The organism is Acinetobacter sp. VT 511, from assembly GCF_001077515.1.
Taxonomy (GTDB): domain Bacteria; phylum Pseudomonadota; class Gammaproteobacteria; order Pseudomonadales; family Moraxellaceae; genus Acinetobacter; species Acinetobacter schindleri.
This window is the reverse complement of sequence record NZ_LFRE01000041.1, coordinates 46,225-60,301: the sequence shown is the minus strand read 5'-3', so window position 1 is coordinate 60,301 and position 14,077 is coordinate 46,225. Positions and strand designations below refer to the sequence as shown.

14 protein-coding genes are annotated in these 14,077 nt (G+C 40.8%); 7 read left to right on the top strand and 7 right to left on the bottom strand.

From position 1 onward, the window contains the following. Window positions 1–37: 37 nt before the first annotated feature. The 5 genes from ACS72_RS03220 to ACS72_RS03200 all read left to right on the top strand — a co-directional run bounded on the left by ACS72_RS03220 (window position 38) and on the right by ACS72_RS03200 (window position 5,319). A complete protein-coding gene (locus ACS72_RS03220) occupies window positions 38–1,405 on the top strand; it encodes a Na+/H+ antiporter family protein (RefSeq protein ID WP_004813546.1) in 1,368 nt (455 codons plus the stop codon). Window positions 1,406–1,677: 272 nt separating this feature from the next. Further along, entirely contained in the window at window positions 1,678–2,313 is a 636-nt protein-coding gene (locus ACS72_RS03215; protein WP_048881207.1) for an OmpW family protein, read from the top strand. A gap of 167 nt (window positions 2,314–2,480) precedes the next feature. Next, window positions 2,481–2,825 (top strand): lysozyme inhibitor LprI family protein, encoded by a 345-nt coding sequence (locus ACS72_RS03210; RefSeq protein WP_048881206.1) that lies wholly within the window; start codon window positions 2,481–2,483, stop codon window positions 2,823–2,825. A 112-nt stretch (window positions 2,826–2,937) separates the two neighbouring features. After that, entirely contained in the window at window positions 2,938–4,857 is a 1,920-nt protein-coding gene (gene htpG, locus ACS72_RS03205) for a molecular chaperone HtpG (RefSeq protein ID WP_048881205.1), read from the top strand. A gap of 201 nt (window positions 4,858–5,058) precedes the next feature. Next, window positions 5,059–5,319 (top strand): hypothetical protein, encoded by a 261-nt coding sequence (locus ACS72_RS03200; protein WP_048881204.1) that lies wholly within the window; start codon window positions 5,059–5,061, stop codon window positions 5,317–5,319. 70 nt (window positions 5,320–5,389) lie between these two features. On the opposite strand, the gene ACS72_RS03195 is transcribed toward ACS72_RS03200, so the two are convergent. From ACS72_RS03195 to ACS72_RS18130, 4 genes are all read right to left on the bottom strand, one after another. Beyond that, window positions 5,390–6,520, bottom strand: coding sequence for a hypothetical protein (locus tag ACS72_RS03195; protein ID WP_048881203.1), 1,131 nt, complete (start codon window positions 6,518–6,520; stop codon window positions 5,390–5,392). Window positions 6,521–6,603: 83 nt separating this feature from the next. After that, on the bottom strand, window positions 6,604–8,022 hold the full coding sequence (locus ACS72_RS03190; protein ID WP_228156224.1) for a hypothetical protein: 1,419 nt from the start codon (window positions 8,020–8,022) through the stop codon (window positions 6,604–6,606). A gap of 9 nt (window positions 8,023–8,031) precedes the next feature. Next, entirely contained in the window at window positions 8,032–8,211 is a 180-nt protein-coding gene (locus tag ACS72_RS03185) for a hypothetical protein (RefSeq protein WP_005220731.1), read from the bottom strand. Window positions 8,212–8,484: 273 nt separating this feature from the next. Next, window positions 8,485–8,640, bottom strand: a complete 156-nt coding sequence (locus tag ACS72_RS18130; protein ID WP_004890542.1) for a hypothetical protein — start codon at window positions 8,638–8,640, stop codon at window positions 8,485–8,487. Window positions 8,641–9,044: 404 nt separating this feature from the next. On the opposite strand from ACS72_RS18130, the gene ACS72_RS03180 reads away from it, so the two are divergent. Beyond that, window positions 9,045–9,245 carry a dodecin family protein gene (locus ACS72_RS03180; protein ID WP_004813529.1) on the top strand — a complete coding sequence of 67 codons (201 nt, stop codon included), beginning with the start codon at window positions 9,045–9,047 and terminating at the stop codon, window positions 9,243–9,245. A 54-nt stretch (window positions 9,246–9,299) separates the two neighbouring features. Here ACS72_RS03180 and ACS72_RS03175 read toward each other — a convergent pair whose 3' ends face one another. Further along, on the bottom strand, window positions 9,300–9,986 hold the full coding sequence (locus ACS72_RS03175; RefSeq protein WP_048881202.1) for a DsbA family oxidoreductase: 687 nt from the start codon (window positions 9,984–9,986) through the stop codon (window positions 9,300–9,302). A gap of 290 nt (window positions 9,987–10,276) precedes the next feature. Between ACS72_RS03175 and ACS72_RS18610 the strand changes: the two genes are divergently transcribed. Beyond that, window positions 10,277–10,465, top strand: a complete 189-nt coding sequence (locus ACS72_RS18610; protein WP_228156227.1) for a hypothetical protein — start codon at window positions 10,277–10,279, stop codon at window positions 10,463–10,465. 255 nt (window positions 10,466–10,720) lie between these two features. On the opposite strand, the gene ACS72_RS03165 is transcribed toward ACS72_RS18610, so the two are convergent. Together ACS72_RS03165 and ACS72_RS03160 are read right to left on the bottom strand one after the other, a co-directional pair. Further along, on the bottom strand, window positions 10,721–12,238 hold the full coding sequence (locus ACS72_RS03165; protein WP_048881201.1) for an acetyl-CoA hydrolase/transferase family protein: 1,518 nt from the start codon (window positions 12,236–12,238) through the stop codon (window positions 10,721–10,723). A 205-nt stretch (window positions 12,239–12,443) separates the two neighbouring features. Then, window positions 12,444–13,904, bottom strand: a complete 1,461-nt coding sequence (locus ACS72_RS03160) for an ATP-binding protein (protein ID WP_048881200.1) — start codon at window positions 13,902–13,904, stop codon at window positions 12,444–12,446. Window positions 13,905–14,077 lie beyond the last annotated feature (173 nt).

The following is a 14,077-nucleotide window of genomic DNA, read 5'->3' as shown; positions in this document are numbered from 1 at the left end:
GATAAAATACCTCCCTTTCTCTCATTCCCAATTCATTATGTTTGCGATTCTTGCTGCTATCGGAGTCATGTGTGGACTCTCCTTGGCACGTGTACCTGTGGTTTTTGCCCTGGTCATTGGTGCTATTCTTGGTGGTTTGCTGGCGGGTCTAGGCCTGCAGGGAACTTTAGATGCATTTAACAATGGCCTGGGTGGTGGTGCTAAAATTGCCTTGGCTTACGGTATTTTAGGTGCATTTGCTTTAGCTTTGGCACGTTCAGGCCTGCCTGATCTTTTGGCTTATAAGATGATTAGTACCTTAAAAGGTGAGGCTGATATCAAAGCACAAAATCGTGTTAAATATATGATTTTTGCAACTGTTGCAATTGCAGCGGTCTTCTCTCAAAACGTGATTCCTGTGCATATTGCGTTTATACCTGTGTTGATTCCGCCTTTATTGATTGTATTTAATCACTTGCAGTTAGACCGCCGTCTGGTGGCCTGTTTGCTGACATTTGGTCTGGTTGCGACCTATATGCTGATTCCAGTTGGTTTTGGTGCAATCTTCCTGAATGATATTTTGGGTCAGAATATCAATACTTTTGGTAAAGCTTATGGCTTCCAGATCACCTATGACCAGATTCCAGCTGCCATGGCGCTTCCTGTATTTGGCATGTTTATCGGTTTGCTGGTTGCGATCTTTATCAGCTATCGTAAGCCACGTGTGTATAAAGATATCCAGGTCGAACAGCAGCAGAGTATTTCTGCCGAACTGGGCGTAGAACAGCAGGCAGCTCGACCTCAAATTGCCAAGTTCACCATCTGGATGGCAGTGATTGCAGTTGTAGCAACGCTGGCTGTGCAGCTGTATTCAGATTCTATGATTCTTGCAGGTTTGGTGGGCGTAGCAATTCTTAGCTGTGCCGGAATCTTTAAATGGAAAGAAGCAGATGATGTGATCATTACCGGTATGCGTATGATGGCACTGGTTGGTTTCATCATGATCGCTGCCCAGGGTTTCGCCTCAGTCATTGAAGCAACTAATCAGGTTCCTGCATTGGTTCAGGCATCCGTAGAATGGATTGGTCAAAGTAAAGCACTTGCAGCCTTCCTAATGCTCTTGATTGGTCTGCTGGTAACTCTTGGAATCGGTTCATCATTCTCGACTGTGCCAATTCTAGCCATCATTTATGTACCGTTATGCATTCAGTTTGGCTTTAGTCCTGAAGCAACTATTGCGATTATTGGTACTGCTGCGGCATTGGGGGATGCAGGTTCGCCAGCGTCAGATTCTACCCTTGGCCCAACGTCTGGCCTGAATATGGATGGTCAACATGACCATATGAAGGACAGTGTGATTCCAACCTTTATCCACTACAACATTCCATTGCTGATTTTTGGCTGGATTGCGGCAATGGTGCTTTGATTGTGTGATGTTTCACACATTTTATTTGAATTAGTGTCTATTAATTCTGACTTGTCTGCTTGGAATAAATAATAATTAAATCAGATTAACCTGGTTGGTATTTTAATCCAACCAGGTTGGTAAGATTAAAATAAATATATATTAATTACATATACTTAAATAATACTTATAATTTGATTTTATAATATCTATTGCATATTAATTTTAACCATGTTTATTATTAATTAAGGTGTATTTTTCTTAATAATTATTCTTCCCGTGGGGTATTAAAAATGTTAAAGCAAGTTGCTCTAATTGCATTAATGGGGCTTTCAGCATCTGCGATGGCAGGCCAGTGGCAAGTGAAAGTGGGGGCTTCTGTTCTAGCACCTACTCAAGAAACAGATCTTATTCCAGGTACTGTGAACGATGCTAAGGCAAGCAGTGAACTAAATTTTACTCCTTCGGTAGAATATTTTTTTAATGACAATGTATCTGCAGAATTATTGCTTGCTACACCGTTCAATCACGATGTAGATATGGCGGGTGGTGTAAAAATTGCCTCGTTAAAGCATTTACCACCAACATTAACAGCGAAATATAATTTTAAGAATTCAAGTCGCTTTACCCCTTATGTTGGTGTAGGTGCAACAGTATTCATTCCATGGGACGAAGAGTTTAGTCAAACTGCAAAAGATGCTTTAGGTGTGGCTAAATTAGATGCCGATGTTTCATATGGTGTAGTGGGTCAAATTGGATTTAATTTCCAACCAGCAGATGCTAAAAATTGGGGTGTGTTTGTAGATGCACGTTACGCAGATCTAAATACAGATCTTGAAGCAAAAACTGCTGATGGTACAAAAATCGATTTAGGCGAATTTGGTATCGATCCTTGGGTCTACACTATTGGCTATAGCTACAAATTCTAAGTTTTGAAATTATCCAAAAGCCTTATCTACGGATAGGGCTTTTTTTTTGCAAAATAACAACGATTTATAACGTGATTTAATTGAGCAGATTCGCCCTGTTCAAATATATTGAATGCAATAAAGTTAAAGATAATCTGAAGATAATAAAGAGAATAGGAAGATCAAGAATGAAATGGTTGCTTAGAAGTGGATTGGTCTTCTTTATGGTCTGGACGACTCAAAGCCATGCGGCAAGTTTCGACTGCCAGAAGGCTCAGTCACAAACTGAAAAGGCGATTTGCCAGCATCGGACACTGAATGATGCTGATGTCAAAATGGCCACCAGCTACAATATTATCCGTCATCTTGTGCCCATGGGTACACGCTCAGTCATTCAGCGGGATCAGGTCAAGTGGTTACAGTTTCGTGATCAGTGTCAGGAGTCTGTCGACTGTCTGATGCAGGTATATAAAATGCGCCAGCAGCAGATTGACTTGCAATTTGACCGGGTTTACCGTCAGGGACCATTTTGAATGATTAAATTTTTTGCATGAAAATCATTAGATACTATTGAAAATTAAACAACTCACTCCATTCATATAGGCATCAGCTTAAGTCTGTTTCCAAGAATGAAAGGAGTGAAGAATGAGCGAGTCAAACGCAAAAAAGCATAGTTTCCAGGCCGAGGTAGCGCAGTTACTGCACCTCGTGACACATTCGCTATACTCAAACCCTGAAATTTTCCTGCGTGAATTGATTTCAAATGCTTCAGATGCATGCGACAAGTTACGCTTTGAAGGGATCAATCATCCTGAATATTATGAAAATGAACCTGACCTGCGTGTTCGGGTCAGCCTCGATCAAAACAATAAAACGATTACTATTTCTGATAATGGCATTGGCTTAAGCCAGCAAGAAGCCATTGATAACCTAGGGACGATTGCCAAATCAGGTACCAAAGACTTTATGTCAAAACTGACCGGGGATCAAAAAGCCGATGCCCAGTTGATCGGTCAGTTTGGTGTCGGTTTCTATTCAGGCTTTATTGTCGCTGACAAGATCACTGTAGAGTCCCGTCGTGCAGGTGCGGACAAGTCTGAAGGTGTACGCTGGATCAGTAGTGGTACAGGTGATTTCGAAGTTGAACAGATCACTAAAGATGGCCGTGGTACGGACATTATCCTGCATTTGCGTGAAGATGCTCTGGATTATCTGCAAAGCTATAAAGTGAAGCAGATTATTAATAAATATTCTGACCATATCAGCCTGCCTATCCAGATGCAGAAAGAAGTCTGGCAGGAAGAAGAAGCTGCAGAGGGTGAAACACCAAAAGGTGGTCAATATGTGAAGACGGACGAGTGGGAAGCGATCAACTCTGCCAGTGCTTTATGGACCCGTAATAAATCTGAGATTACTGAAGAACAGTATGTCGAGTTTTATAAGAACCTGACTCATGACTTTGCTGCACCGCTGGCTTGGGCGCATAACCGTGTTGAAGGTAGCACAGAATACACCCAACTGCTTTATGTACCAAGCAAGGCTCCACAGGATATTTTCACCCGTGATGCCAAAGCAGGGATCAAGCTGTATGTGAAACGTGTCTTCATTATGGATGATGCGGATAACCTGATTCCAAACTATCTGCGCTTTGTACAAGGTGTAGTAGATAGTGCAGATTTACCATTAAATGTAAGCCGCGAATTACTACAGGAAAGCCGTGACGTCAAAACGATTCGTGAAGGCAATATCCGTCGTATCCTGACCATGCTGGATAATCTAGCCAAGTCTGAAGATGAAAAAGATCAGGAAAACTTCAAAACTTTCTACCGTGAATTTGGTGCTGTACTGAAAGAAGGTTTGGGTGAAGATTTTAGTAACCGTGAGCGTATCCTGAAATTACTGCGTTATGCGACCTCAATCAATGATGAAATCAGTACTTCATTGGCAGACTATAAAGCTCGTATGAAGGAAGGTCAAAAGGCTATTTATTATGTAACGGCTGACAGTCTGAATGCAGCGAAAAATTCCCCTCAGCTGGAACTGTTCAAGAAAAAAGGTATTGAAGTTCTACTGATGTCTGAGCGCGTAGATGAATGGGCAATGAACTTCGTGCATGAGTTTGATGGTACGCCGTTGCAAAATGTATCTAAGGGTGCAGTAGATCTTGGTGATCTGCAAGATGCTGAAGAGAAGAAAGCGCTTGAAGCAGCTGCTGAGCAGTTTAAGCCTGTAGTCGATAAACTGACGGATTCCTTGAAGGATAAAACTAAGGAAGTGCGTGTAACAACTCGTCTGGTAGATTCACCAGCCTGTCTGGTGACGGGGGAAGGGGAGTTATCACCACAATTGATCCGTATGCTGAAAGATGCGGGCCAGCCTGTACCGGATATGAAACCGATTTTAGAGATCAACCCTGAACATCCATTGGTGAAAAAATTGGAAGGCTCTACCCAGTTTGATGACCTGGCCAATGTCATCTTTGATCAGGCAGTAATTGCTGAAGGTGGTTTACCAGAGAATCCGGCGGAGTATGTAAAGCGTATTAACAGTCTGTTATTAGCTTAATTTTCAGAGTTAGAAAAACCCTTCTTATAGAAGGGTTTTTTTATGACTATTCACTGGAAATATTAGACTATAAAAGGGCTTTAATCTGGAAAACCCATCATCAAAATAAAAAAATACATTAAAGTATTTCATTTGATAAACAGATAATAAAATAAAAAATAATTTATAATAACGATTGTTAAGTTAATAGAGATATAGATCATGAAATCAGTAATTGTAATGAGTTTGGCAACTGCTGTACTTATGTCCACAAGCCAGCTTGCTATGGCGAATACCAGTGCTGAAAAAGTGGTGCGTACTGATCGTATAAGTTTCTATAAACCTATGAAAATGGAAGCTCAACAGGTTGAACGTGTACAGCGTACCGATCGTGTAGTGCTTAACAAAGCCACTCTGGATCAGCCATCTTTGCAACCTAAACGTGTAATGCGTACAGACCGTATTATGTTTAGCAAAATTTAATGAATGACGATTGTATCGGATTGAAAAAGCCCATCTGACATGGGCTTTTGCATATCTAACGTTACTGATTTTAGAAAATAGCTTCTAAGCGGACTGCGGCGCCTAGGTAATGATTCCGATCTTCACGATGGTCATTTAAATAATTGACATCCGTCTGTACGAAGAACCATTCTCGAAGAAAGGGCTGGCGCCAGGAAACATAAGGTCCCCAAGTATTCAGACGTAGGTCTGTATCATTCATATAACCACCAGTATAAAGACCGTAGCTGAAACGGTGAGCATTAAAGAACTGGTGCTGTCGAAAACTGTAATTATTCCAGCGTAAATCATCATCCTGTTCATCTGCATAGATCAGGCTGAACTGGTTAGAGAGAAAAGGTTGATTAGGGCGCGCATGGGTTAATTCCAGGTTGGTTCGCAGATAGTTTTCACTATCAATCCCGTAACGATAGATCTGTTCGGCATGAAATGAGAAGTCATTATGTAGTGCCCAATCTCGACTTGCTTTTACACGGACATAGATATCATCGCCAGAACGAACCCCCAGATCCAGATCAGTTTCAAAAGGGAGTTTTTTAGAAAGTTCCGACCAGCGCAATGCGAGAGAGCTGTTATTTTCTCGTGTCCGGCTACGGTCCAGCCGTCTGTCAGGCGCATTGCCTGGATTCTCATTGGTAATTGCGACATTGTCATTCAGTTCATTATCGAGGCTGTCATCACCAAAGACTACACTGAGTTTACGTTCTAATGTGGGAAGCTTGATTCTGCCGCGAATACGGGGTTTGACTTCATATTCATCATATTTGTTCCAGCTATTATCCACAATCACTCTCAGGGTGGCACGTGCAGGTTCATTTTCATCGGGTTCACCAAACCAGTTGTCAATTTTATTTGCAGTACGGTTAGTCCAGTGACGAATCCCTTTTTGTTTTCGATCTACCCAGGTATTTTCCTCAGTCTCATGGGTACTGGGAACGATGGGTTCACTCGACTGCTCCGGTAAAAAAGTAGGTGTGCTATCTATGAATCGCGGAATATAGTCAAGGAAGCTAAAGCTTTTGGAAGGCTCTGCTTCCTGCTCATCAGGCTCGGCTGTTTGACTTGTATCAGAAGATTGATCAAGCCCGGCCCAAAGTATCGGGCTAACACTTGTTAAACTGATCAGTAAGAAAGATGCGGGCAAAATCCGGCTTTTTTTCATAGGGCTATTCTTGCTCTTTTTCTTTATATTTCAAGAATAAGTTTGCAGAATTGCATCTAATAAAAGCAACCAGAACTACAAAATTACATCAATTTTTCCAAAGCTTTATCCAGGATGCTTGCATAAAGTTCTGCTACCGCCACAGGCTCTTTAATCTCCAGCAGAATCTGGTGGATCAGCTGCCAGTTAATTTGCTGATCACGTTTCAGAATCAAGCACGGATACATCTGTTCCGTGGAAGACAGCTTGAGACGTTGTTCCCCATGAATTACACGTAATTTTTGACGTTCCTGTAGTAATAGAAGGGGAGTATGAAAGTTGGCTGGCTGCTCATCAAATAGAATAAATTTTTTGGTGGTAATCTGATGCAGAGGAATAAATGGGAAATAATCCTCTCGTTGCCAAATCAATCGGGCCTGTTCGGAATAAGTTTGATAGAGCGAATCAAGCTGTAAGAATTTAGTACTTAATTCAACAGCGCTAATCGTTTTAATAGCAGCAATATGATAATTCTGTTGTTGTCCCCAGAACTGCATTAACTGTATGGCTTGCTGCCATTCACTTGTCCCTAATAGCATACAATAGTGGCTAAAGCGTCCCGTGCTATCTATCTGCTCAGCCAAGTAAACTGGTTGAGAGTTCCAGTCTATATGTGCCTGATAATGCCAAGCGATTTTGAGATGTTGCAGGGATGAATCAGAAGCCAGTCTTAATTCAAAAAGATGATGATTACCTATTTCGACCAAGCTAACATCAGAAACCTGAAATAATAAATCCTGAAATTCTAGAGTCGCTGGAATATCGGGTACTGCGACGCTTGCTTTATTCTCTACTTGTGGTTCGTCTGGCTCTGAATGACTTAAATCTAATTCTGCTAAAGGTACGATTGTCTGAAGCACATTTGAAGCTTTTTGTTGAACGGGTAAAATTTGAGGATTCGCCCAAATCTCATGTTTGGAGATATAAGTATTTATAGACGGTTCAGGAAGCTTATCTTCAACCATCTCTAAAGACAATGGGGTTGCAGTAGCTTGTAATTCATGATCACTTTTCAAACATGAAGAAAGCTGTTGCTGGTGTAACAGCCAGCCAAAGCTCTGCTCTATATCAAGGTTCCATTCACTGATCAATGCAGTACGTTGAGGTGCTGGGATCAGCCAGATTTGCCAGCCACGTTTAGGATCATGCAAGAAAGCCCAACCTGAAAGCGGGTGAGCATACAGGGCTTCCTTTAGATGATCTGCATTGAGAAAAAAACCACGGAAGCTATGGTAATAATGGGTTTCTCGAGCAAATTCCTTTGCAGCAAGTTCAGGTTGAAGCCGAGTTTTGAATGCCAGCAGCTGTTTCTTGAAAACAGGCTCATTGCACTGCTGGAAAATTTCTTGCACACGTTTTTTAGAGCGGACTACTTCATATAAGCTGAGACTACGATGATCCAGATCATGTCCTAATTCATGCAGTTCTTTAATCAGACGTACTTTTTCAAGAGCATTCATCATCGTCATCTATTATAAATATTTAAGTGCTTTATCCAGGCTTTTGGCCAGAATGATATTGGCAGCCAGTTCAATCAGTTTATATTCAGTTGAGTTAGGATCGGTATAACGTTCGGCTAACTGCAACAGATGATCAACCGGAATCGCCTGTGGTGAAATTTGACCTTGTACTAAAGCTTGCAATTCATTCATGGCAAAACTTGTCACATATAAAAAATGATCATTTTTTGATTATATGGAGGAAAATATAAAAATGTTATTTTTTATCAATTATTTTCTAGAAATATAGCGCGGTAAAATTTGGAATGGTGTTGAAGATCACCTGGATGAATCATGGATCAAAATATTTAGGTAACTGAAATAAGCTTGAATATAAATTTAATCGTTTTCTGTCATGTAGTACTGCAAAAATAAAAAACAGGCTGAATATTTCAGCCTGTTTTTTTTAAGAAAGAAGCTAGAAAATTAAGCTTCTTTTACAGTTTCAGCAGTATCCGCCGCAACAGTTTCAACTGCAGCCGCTTTTTTTGCCGGAAAGTCAGGTGTGTAGACAATTTGCGCAGTTGCAGTTACTGAAAGTGCCATTACCGTTGCAGCCAGAACAAATTTAATTGCGTTCATAATATGACCTTTATAAGCTGATGTTCAATATATTGAACTGGGAGAAAATAGAACCTTATTTGTGTGAAAATGATACCAAAGCAGCAGTATTAAAAAATGATTGATTCGGCAATTTTATAAAAAATAATTAAATTTTATTTATAAAAAACAATAAATTAGAACTTTTACTCTAATCTCGAGAAAACTCATTCTTCATAAGGCTTATTTAAAAAATAATAATTTAAATAAGAATAAAGATTTTTATATGAAAGATTTAAAAGGTGATGCCATGCTAATTAGAGTGAGGTGAACACGGTATTGTAAAACACATGTAAGGATTTGCTGTCCGATGTTTAAGGAACGTTTGCTCAGGATTTAAATCCATTATGATGACGCTTCACTCACCATAAAAAGAGAGTTACATCATGGCGATTGCAAAAGTTGTTGAAGTTAATTCGAGTAGCAATAAGAGCTTTGAGGATGCGATTCAGACTGGCATTGCTAAGGTCACCGAAACCGTCAAGAATGTTCAGGGTGCCTGGATTAATGAACAAAAAGTTGTCATCAAAGACAATAAAATTACTGAATATCGGGTCAATCTTAAAATCAGTTTTCTGGTCGAATAAATACAGAACAAAAAAATCCCCATTTGAAATGGGGATTTTTTTATGTGTCTTATCTTATTCAGATTTAGGCAGATCACATTGATCATCAGTACATTGTTCTGCAGCAGCCTGCGGTGGCTCTAGCGCTTTTTCTAGAACCTGTACAAATACTTCCTTGGGTTGGGCACCCGCCAAGGCAATACGCTGGTCAAATACAAAGAACGGAACACCTGTAACTTTCAACTGGTCGCGTGCAATTTCCTGATCGAATTTAACGAAATCTGCATATTCTTCTGAATTCAGCACGTCATCAACTTCAACAGGATTCAGACCTATACGGGCTGCTACATCTTCTAAGGTTTCACGCTCTCCAATGGCTAGACCTTGGGTCATATAACTATAGAAGAAAGCTTCTTCAGCTTCGTTACCTAAACCTTTGCTCTGGGCAAGATGGATAATACGGTGAGCATTAAAGGTATTGCCTGAGTTGGCACCTTCCCAGTTAAACTTGATACCTTCTGCCTTGGCCATCTCGGCAATATTACGTTGCATTTCTTCGACTTCTGCCACAGTACGGCCATATTTCTGCGCAAGTCTTTCAGAATTAGAAATTTCCTGACGTACAGGTGCTTCAGGATCAAGCTGGAAGCTATGCCAGTGAACTTCAAGTTCTACACCTGCCTGTTCTGCAGCAGCTTCTAAACGTTTTTTACCGATATAACAAAAAGGGCAGACCACATCCGACCAGATATCTACGCGCATGAAATTTCCTAAATATTTCTATTAGGAGAAGTATGAGGGCATATAGCCAGAATTTAAAGGTTGAATAGGTCGAAAGAACTAGGGAGAAGATTAAAGAATTTTAAATTTTAGACATTCTTTATTACTTAACTTGTCTTTGGTTATTCGTCTGAATATTCACGTTTTTTGTGAAATAGTTCAATGAATAGCATAGATCTGTTGTGGATATTTCATAAAATAATGATAAGTGGTTGATATTATTGTAAATTGATATGCTATTTTGATATTGCTGAAATTTAGGAGGCAGTGCTATGAATAGGGTCTGTAGCTATACATGCGCTATGTTAATGGCAGGGGTACAGCTTCCAGCAATTGCAAGTTTTTTTGATTCATCTAGTTTTGAACATCTGGATGATGATTTGCTTGCGCTGGTACAGGACAGGATCGTTCATTTCAAACAAAAACAGATCTATATCGGGCTGATACGTTGCAAAGAATGACGCCGCCGGGTTTCCCAGTAGCCGCACAGAGTAATCAGGAGAGTTTGAGTTTATTTAATAGTGTATTTCAGTTTAATGAAAAAGGGCAGTTAACCTTACAGATCAATCAGGATGTAGTATCGATTGGGTCGATCGAATGTTCTTTAAGTATTCACGGTCTCTCAGAAGTCAGAAGAATCCTTGGTGATCAAATCAAGTTTAATTAAGTTTTGCCGATAAAAAAACGCCCCGAAGGGCGTTTTTTTATCAACTCAATTATGCAGATTTAGCTTCTTTTACAGAGACTAACATCGAACCAGTTTCTTCAAAGTTTGCATGCCAGCTCAGCGCTTCATTTAGAAGGTGAGGTGTCTGACCACCACGTACACATGCACGATCAAAGTAGTCATTTAATGCATCTTTGTACATTGGGTGTACACAGTTGTCGATGATGGCACGAGCACGCTCACGTGGCGCTAAACCACGAAGATCTGCCAGACCCTGTTCAGTTACAAGCACATCTACGTCATGGCCAGTATGGTCAACATGAGATGCCATTGGAACAACAGATGAGATGTCACCGCCTTTGGCAATTGACTTGGTTACGAAGATCGCAATGTGCGCATTACGCGCGAAGTCACCTGAACCACCGATACCGTTCATCATTTTGCTACCACATACGTGAGTAGAGTTCACGTTACCGTAGATATCAAACTCAAGTGCAGTGTTAATACCGATAATACCTAAACGACGTACCAGTTCAGGATGGTTAGAAATTTCTTGCGGACGTAATACAAGTTTATCTTTGTATTGCTCAAGATTGTTAAATACTTTCTCGCCGTATTTTGCAGAGAGGGTAATTGATGAGCCTGAAGCAAATTTCATTTTACCCGCATCGATTAATTCGAAAGTACAGTCTTGCAGTACTTCTGAGTACATGATCAGGTCTTCAAAATTAGAGTCTTTCAGACCAGTCAATACGGCATTTGCAATTGAACCGATACCGGCCTGAAGTGGACCTAAGTTTTTCGGTAAACGCTCTGCTGCTACTTCTTTTTCGAAGAAAGCAATCAGGTGATTTGCGATAGATTGAGTCTCATCATCCGGAGCTGTTACTGTAGATGGAGAATCATGGTATTCACTATTAATTACGATACCAACAATTTTCGCCGGATCGATATTGATTGCATGTGTACCGATACGCTCATCTACTTTAGTCAATGGAATCGCTTGACGTGTTGGGCGATAAGTCGGGATATAGATGTCGTGTAAGCCTTCAAAAGCTGGGCTTAAGTTTGTATTGATTTCTACAATCACTTTTTCTGCGAAAATTGCAAAGCTTGCAGAGTTACCAACTGACGTTGTAGGAATAATGCCGCCGTCTTCAGTAATCGCAACCGCTTCAATCACTGCTACATCTGGTTTTTTCAGCTGCTGGTTACGCATCTGTTCAACAGTTTCAGACAAATGCTGATCGATGAACATCACCTCACCCTTGTTGATTGCTTTACGCAGGGTGTTGTCGACCTGGAATGGCAAACGACGTGCCAATACACCAGCTTCTGTTAATTGCTTGTCCAGGTCATTCCCTAGAGAAGCACCAGTGATGAGGGTGATCTTTAATGGGTTCGCTTTTGCTTGCTGTACCAGAGCCAGTGGAACCGCTTTTGCTTCACCTGCACGAGTGAAGCCACTCATACCTACAGTCATGCCATCTTCGATGAACTGAGCTGCCTGTTCTGCACTCATTACCTTATTGTGTAGGGATGCTAAACGGATACGGTCTAAAGACATTTGAACTCTCTTAAATTCCTGAATACTGATACGGATTGTACCGATCAAAAAAAGTATTTTGCATAGGTGTTAGGCTAAGGTCTAATTTTTTAGCCAAATAGTGGTATAAAAATAAGTGATGATTTTTAACATATTGAATAATATATTATTTATATAAATAAGAAATTAAATCCTAAAAATCAAATGTATAAATATTAATCTATTCTTAAAAGTGACCAGTAATACTTTGTCGGATTTTGTCGAGCGTGGTCGGGGTCGCCGTCTGTTCTGGTTCTGCCTGATGAATTGGTAGTGAAATAATGGCTTCCAATCCACCTTCAGGTCCATTATGAATGTATAGTTCACCAGAGTGAATATCGACAATCCGTTTTACAATGGCTAGTCCCAAACCGCTACCCTGAACAGTACGAGCCGAATTACCTCGTACAAAAGGTTGCATGAGATCTTCAATTTGATCCTCTGGAATGCCTTCACCATGATCGGCCACTTTGATCAACAGTCGATCCTGTTCAATCTGGGCAGAGAGTTCGACTGGTTCGGCACCATAGCGTTTTGAATTATTAATCAAGTTACCAATCAATCGCTTAAGCGACATACTGCGGGCTTGGATCAGCGGTAATTCCTGAGGCGTAAAGTGGATATCAAGCGGCTTAAACTGGGTAACCAGTTCTTGTAGTAGGGTATTGACATTGGTTTCTTGTGGCTCTTCATCGGAACCATCGCGCATAAAGGAAATAAACTGATTTAAAATTGCATCCATGTCCTCGACATCATAAATCAGACCTTCTTTGAGGAAATCTTCGTCTGGCATCATCTCGGCACTCAGGCGGATACGAGTCAGAGGCGTGCGCAAATCATGTGAAATACCAGCGAGCATAATCCGGCGTTCACGCTCGGTCTGTTCTAGCGTGTAGATCATATGGTTAAAGGCATTGTTTACTTGACGGATTTCAAGTGGCCCATGATTGGTATCCAGATAGGGTGCAGAACCAGTTGAACTATAGCTATTCGCGGCTTCCTGTAAGCGACGTAGCGGACGATTCAGCTGACGGACCAAAGTCAGAATAATAATGCCAGCAATCAATGGTGTACCCAGCAACCAGCCAAAAATCAGTTCAGGGCTATAGTTAGCATAGGTTTTTAAAGGTTCACGAACCCAATGACCATTCATTTCAGGCGTTTGAATCCAGATCTGTGGACTCGGCTTAAACTGGAAATATACAGTTGCCCGGTCAATACGTAATTCTTTTGCCAGCTTTTCCTCAATTTTACTGGTAAAAAATTCGGCAATCACTTTTTCACGAATATTGGGATACTGTGCAGGGTCGGTAATATACTCAATCCCAATACGGCTTTTTAAATAATCATCGATATCTACTTCCTGATCATGGTGATACAGGCGCAGGCTAGGATTATTCAGGATTTCCAGTTCAACAGCGAGATAGCGGGCATGTTGCTGAATTTCCGGCAAATAAAGAGTTCGCCAGAAAAACCAAATCGACATCACCAGACTGAACAGGACCACAAAAACCACAAGTACCGCGGTTCGCATTGCAGCTGAACGTGGCTTGATTTTGTCGAGAAAACGTTCCATACGGGTACGTTTCTTTTCCGAGTAATGGACAAAATCAGTAAATTCTTGTGGGTCGATGGGGTCAAGTTTCACACCAGCATCCTGTGGGCGTTTTCCAGATTTTACAGAAATATTCTTGGGATAGAATCTTAACTGCCTGTGTCTTTAATAAAAGACTTTTCAATAAATAAAATACTGTTATTCCAGTAAAACTGTGCCATTCGCTGAACTTGTAAAGTTCCATGCCAGCCAGGAATGCAAGTTTG

What these genes read in the sequence shown, in the direction of transcription:
- ACS72_RS03220 (WP_004813546.1), top strand. Translation starts at nt 38, where the DNA reads ATGTTTGCGATTCTTGCTGCTATCGGAGTCATGTGTGGACTCTCCTTG.
- ACS72_RS03215 (WP_048881207.1), top strand. Translation starts at nt 1,678, where the DNA reads ATGTTAAAGCAAGTTGCTCTAATTGCATTAATGGGGCTTTCAGCATCT.
- ACS72_RS03210 (WP_048881206.1), top strand. Translation starts at nt 2,481, where the DNA reads ATGAAATGGTTGCTTAGAAGTGGATTGGTCTTCTTTATGGTCTGGACG.
- htpG (WP_048881205.1), top strand. Translation starts at nt 2,938, where the DNA reads ATGAGCGAGTCAAACGCAAAAAAGCATAGTTTCCAGGCCGAGGTAGCG.
- ACS72_RS03200 (WP_048881204.1), top strand. Translation starts at nt 5,059, where the DNA reads ATGAAATCAGTAATTGTAATGAGTTTGGCAACTGCTGTACTTATGTCC.
- ACS72_RS03195 (WP_048881203.1), bottom strand. Translation starts at nt 6,520, where the DNA reads ATGAAAAAAAGCCGGATTTTGCCCGCATCTTTCTTACTGATCAGTTTA.
- ACS72_RS03190 (WP_228156224.1), bottom strand. Translation starts at nt 8,022, where the DNA reads ATGATGAATGCTCTTGAAAAAGTACGTCTGATTAAAGAACTGCATGAA.
- ACS72_RS03185 (WP_005220731.1), bottom strand. Translation starts at nt 8,211, where the DNA reads ATGAATGAATTGCAAGCTTTAGTACAAGGTCAAATTTCACCACAGGCG.
- ACS72_RS18130 (WP_004890542.1), bottom strand. Translation starts at nt 8,640, where the DNA reads ATGAACGCAATTAAATTTGTTCTGGCTGCAACGGTAATGGCACTTTCA.
- ACS72_RS03180 (WP_004813529.1), top strand. Translation starts at nt 9,045, where the DNA reads ATGGCGATTGCAAAAGTTGTTGAAGTTAATTCGAGTAGCAATAAGAGC.
- ACS72_RS03175 (WP_048881202.1), bottom strand. Translation starts at nt 9,986, where the DNA reads ATGCGCGTAGATATCTGGTCGGATGTGGTCTGCCCTTTTTGTTATATC.
- ACS72_RS18610 (WP_228156227.1), top strand. Translation starts at nt 10,277, where the DNA reads ATGAATAGGGTCTGTAGCTATACATGCGCTATGTTAATGGCAGGGGTA.
- ACS72_RS03165 (WP_048881201.1), bottom strand. Translation starts at nt 12,238, where the DNA reads ATGTCTTTAGACCGTATCCGTTTAGCATCCCTACACAATAAGGTAATG.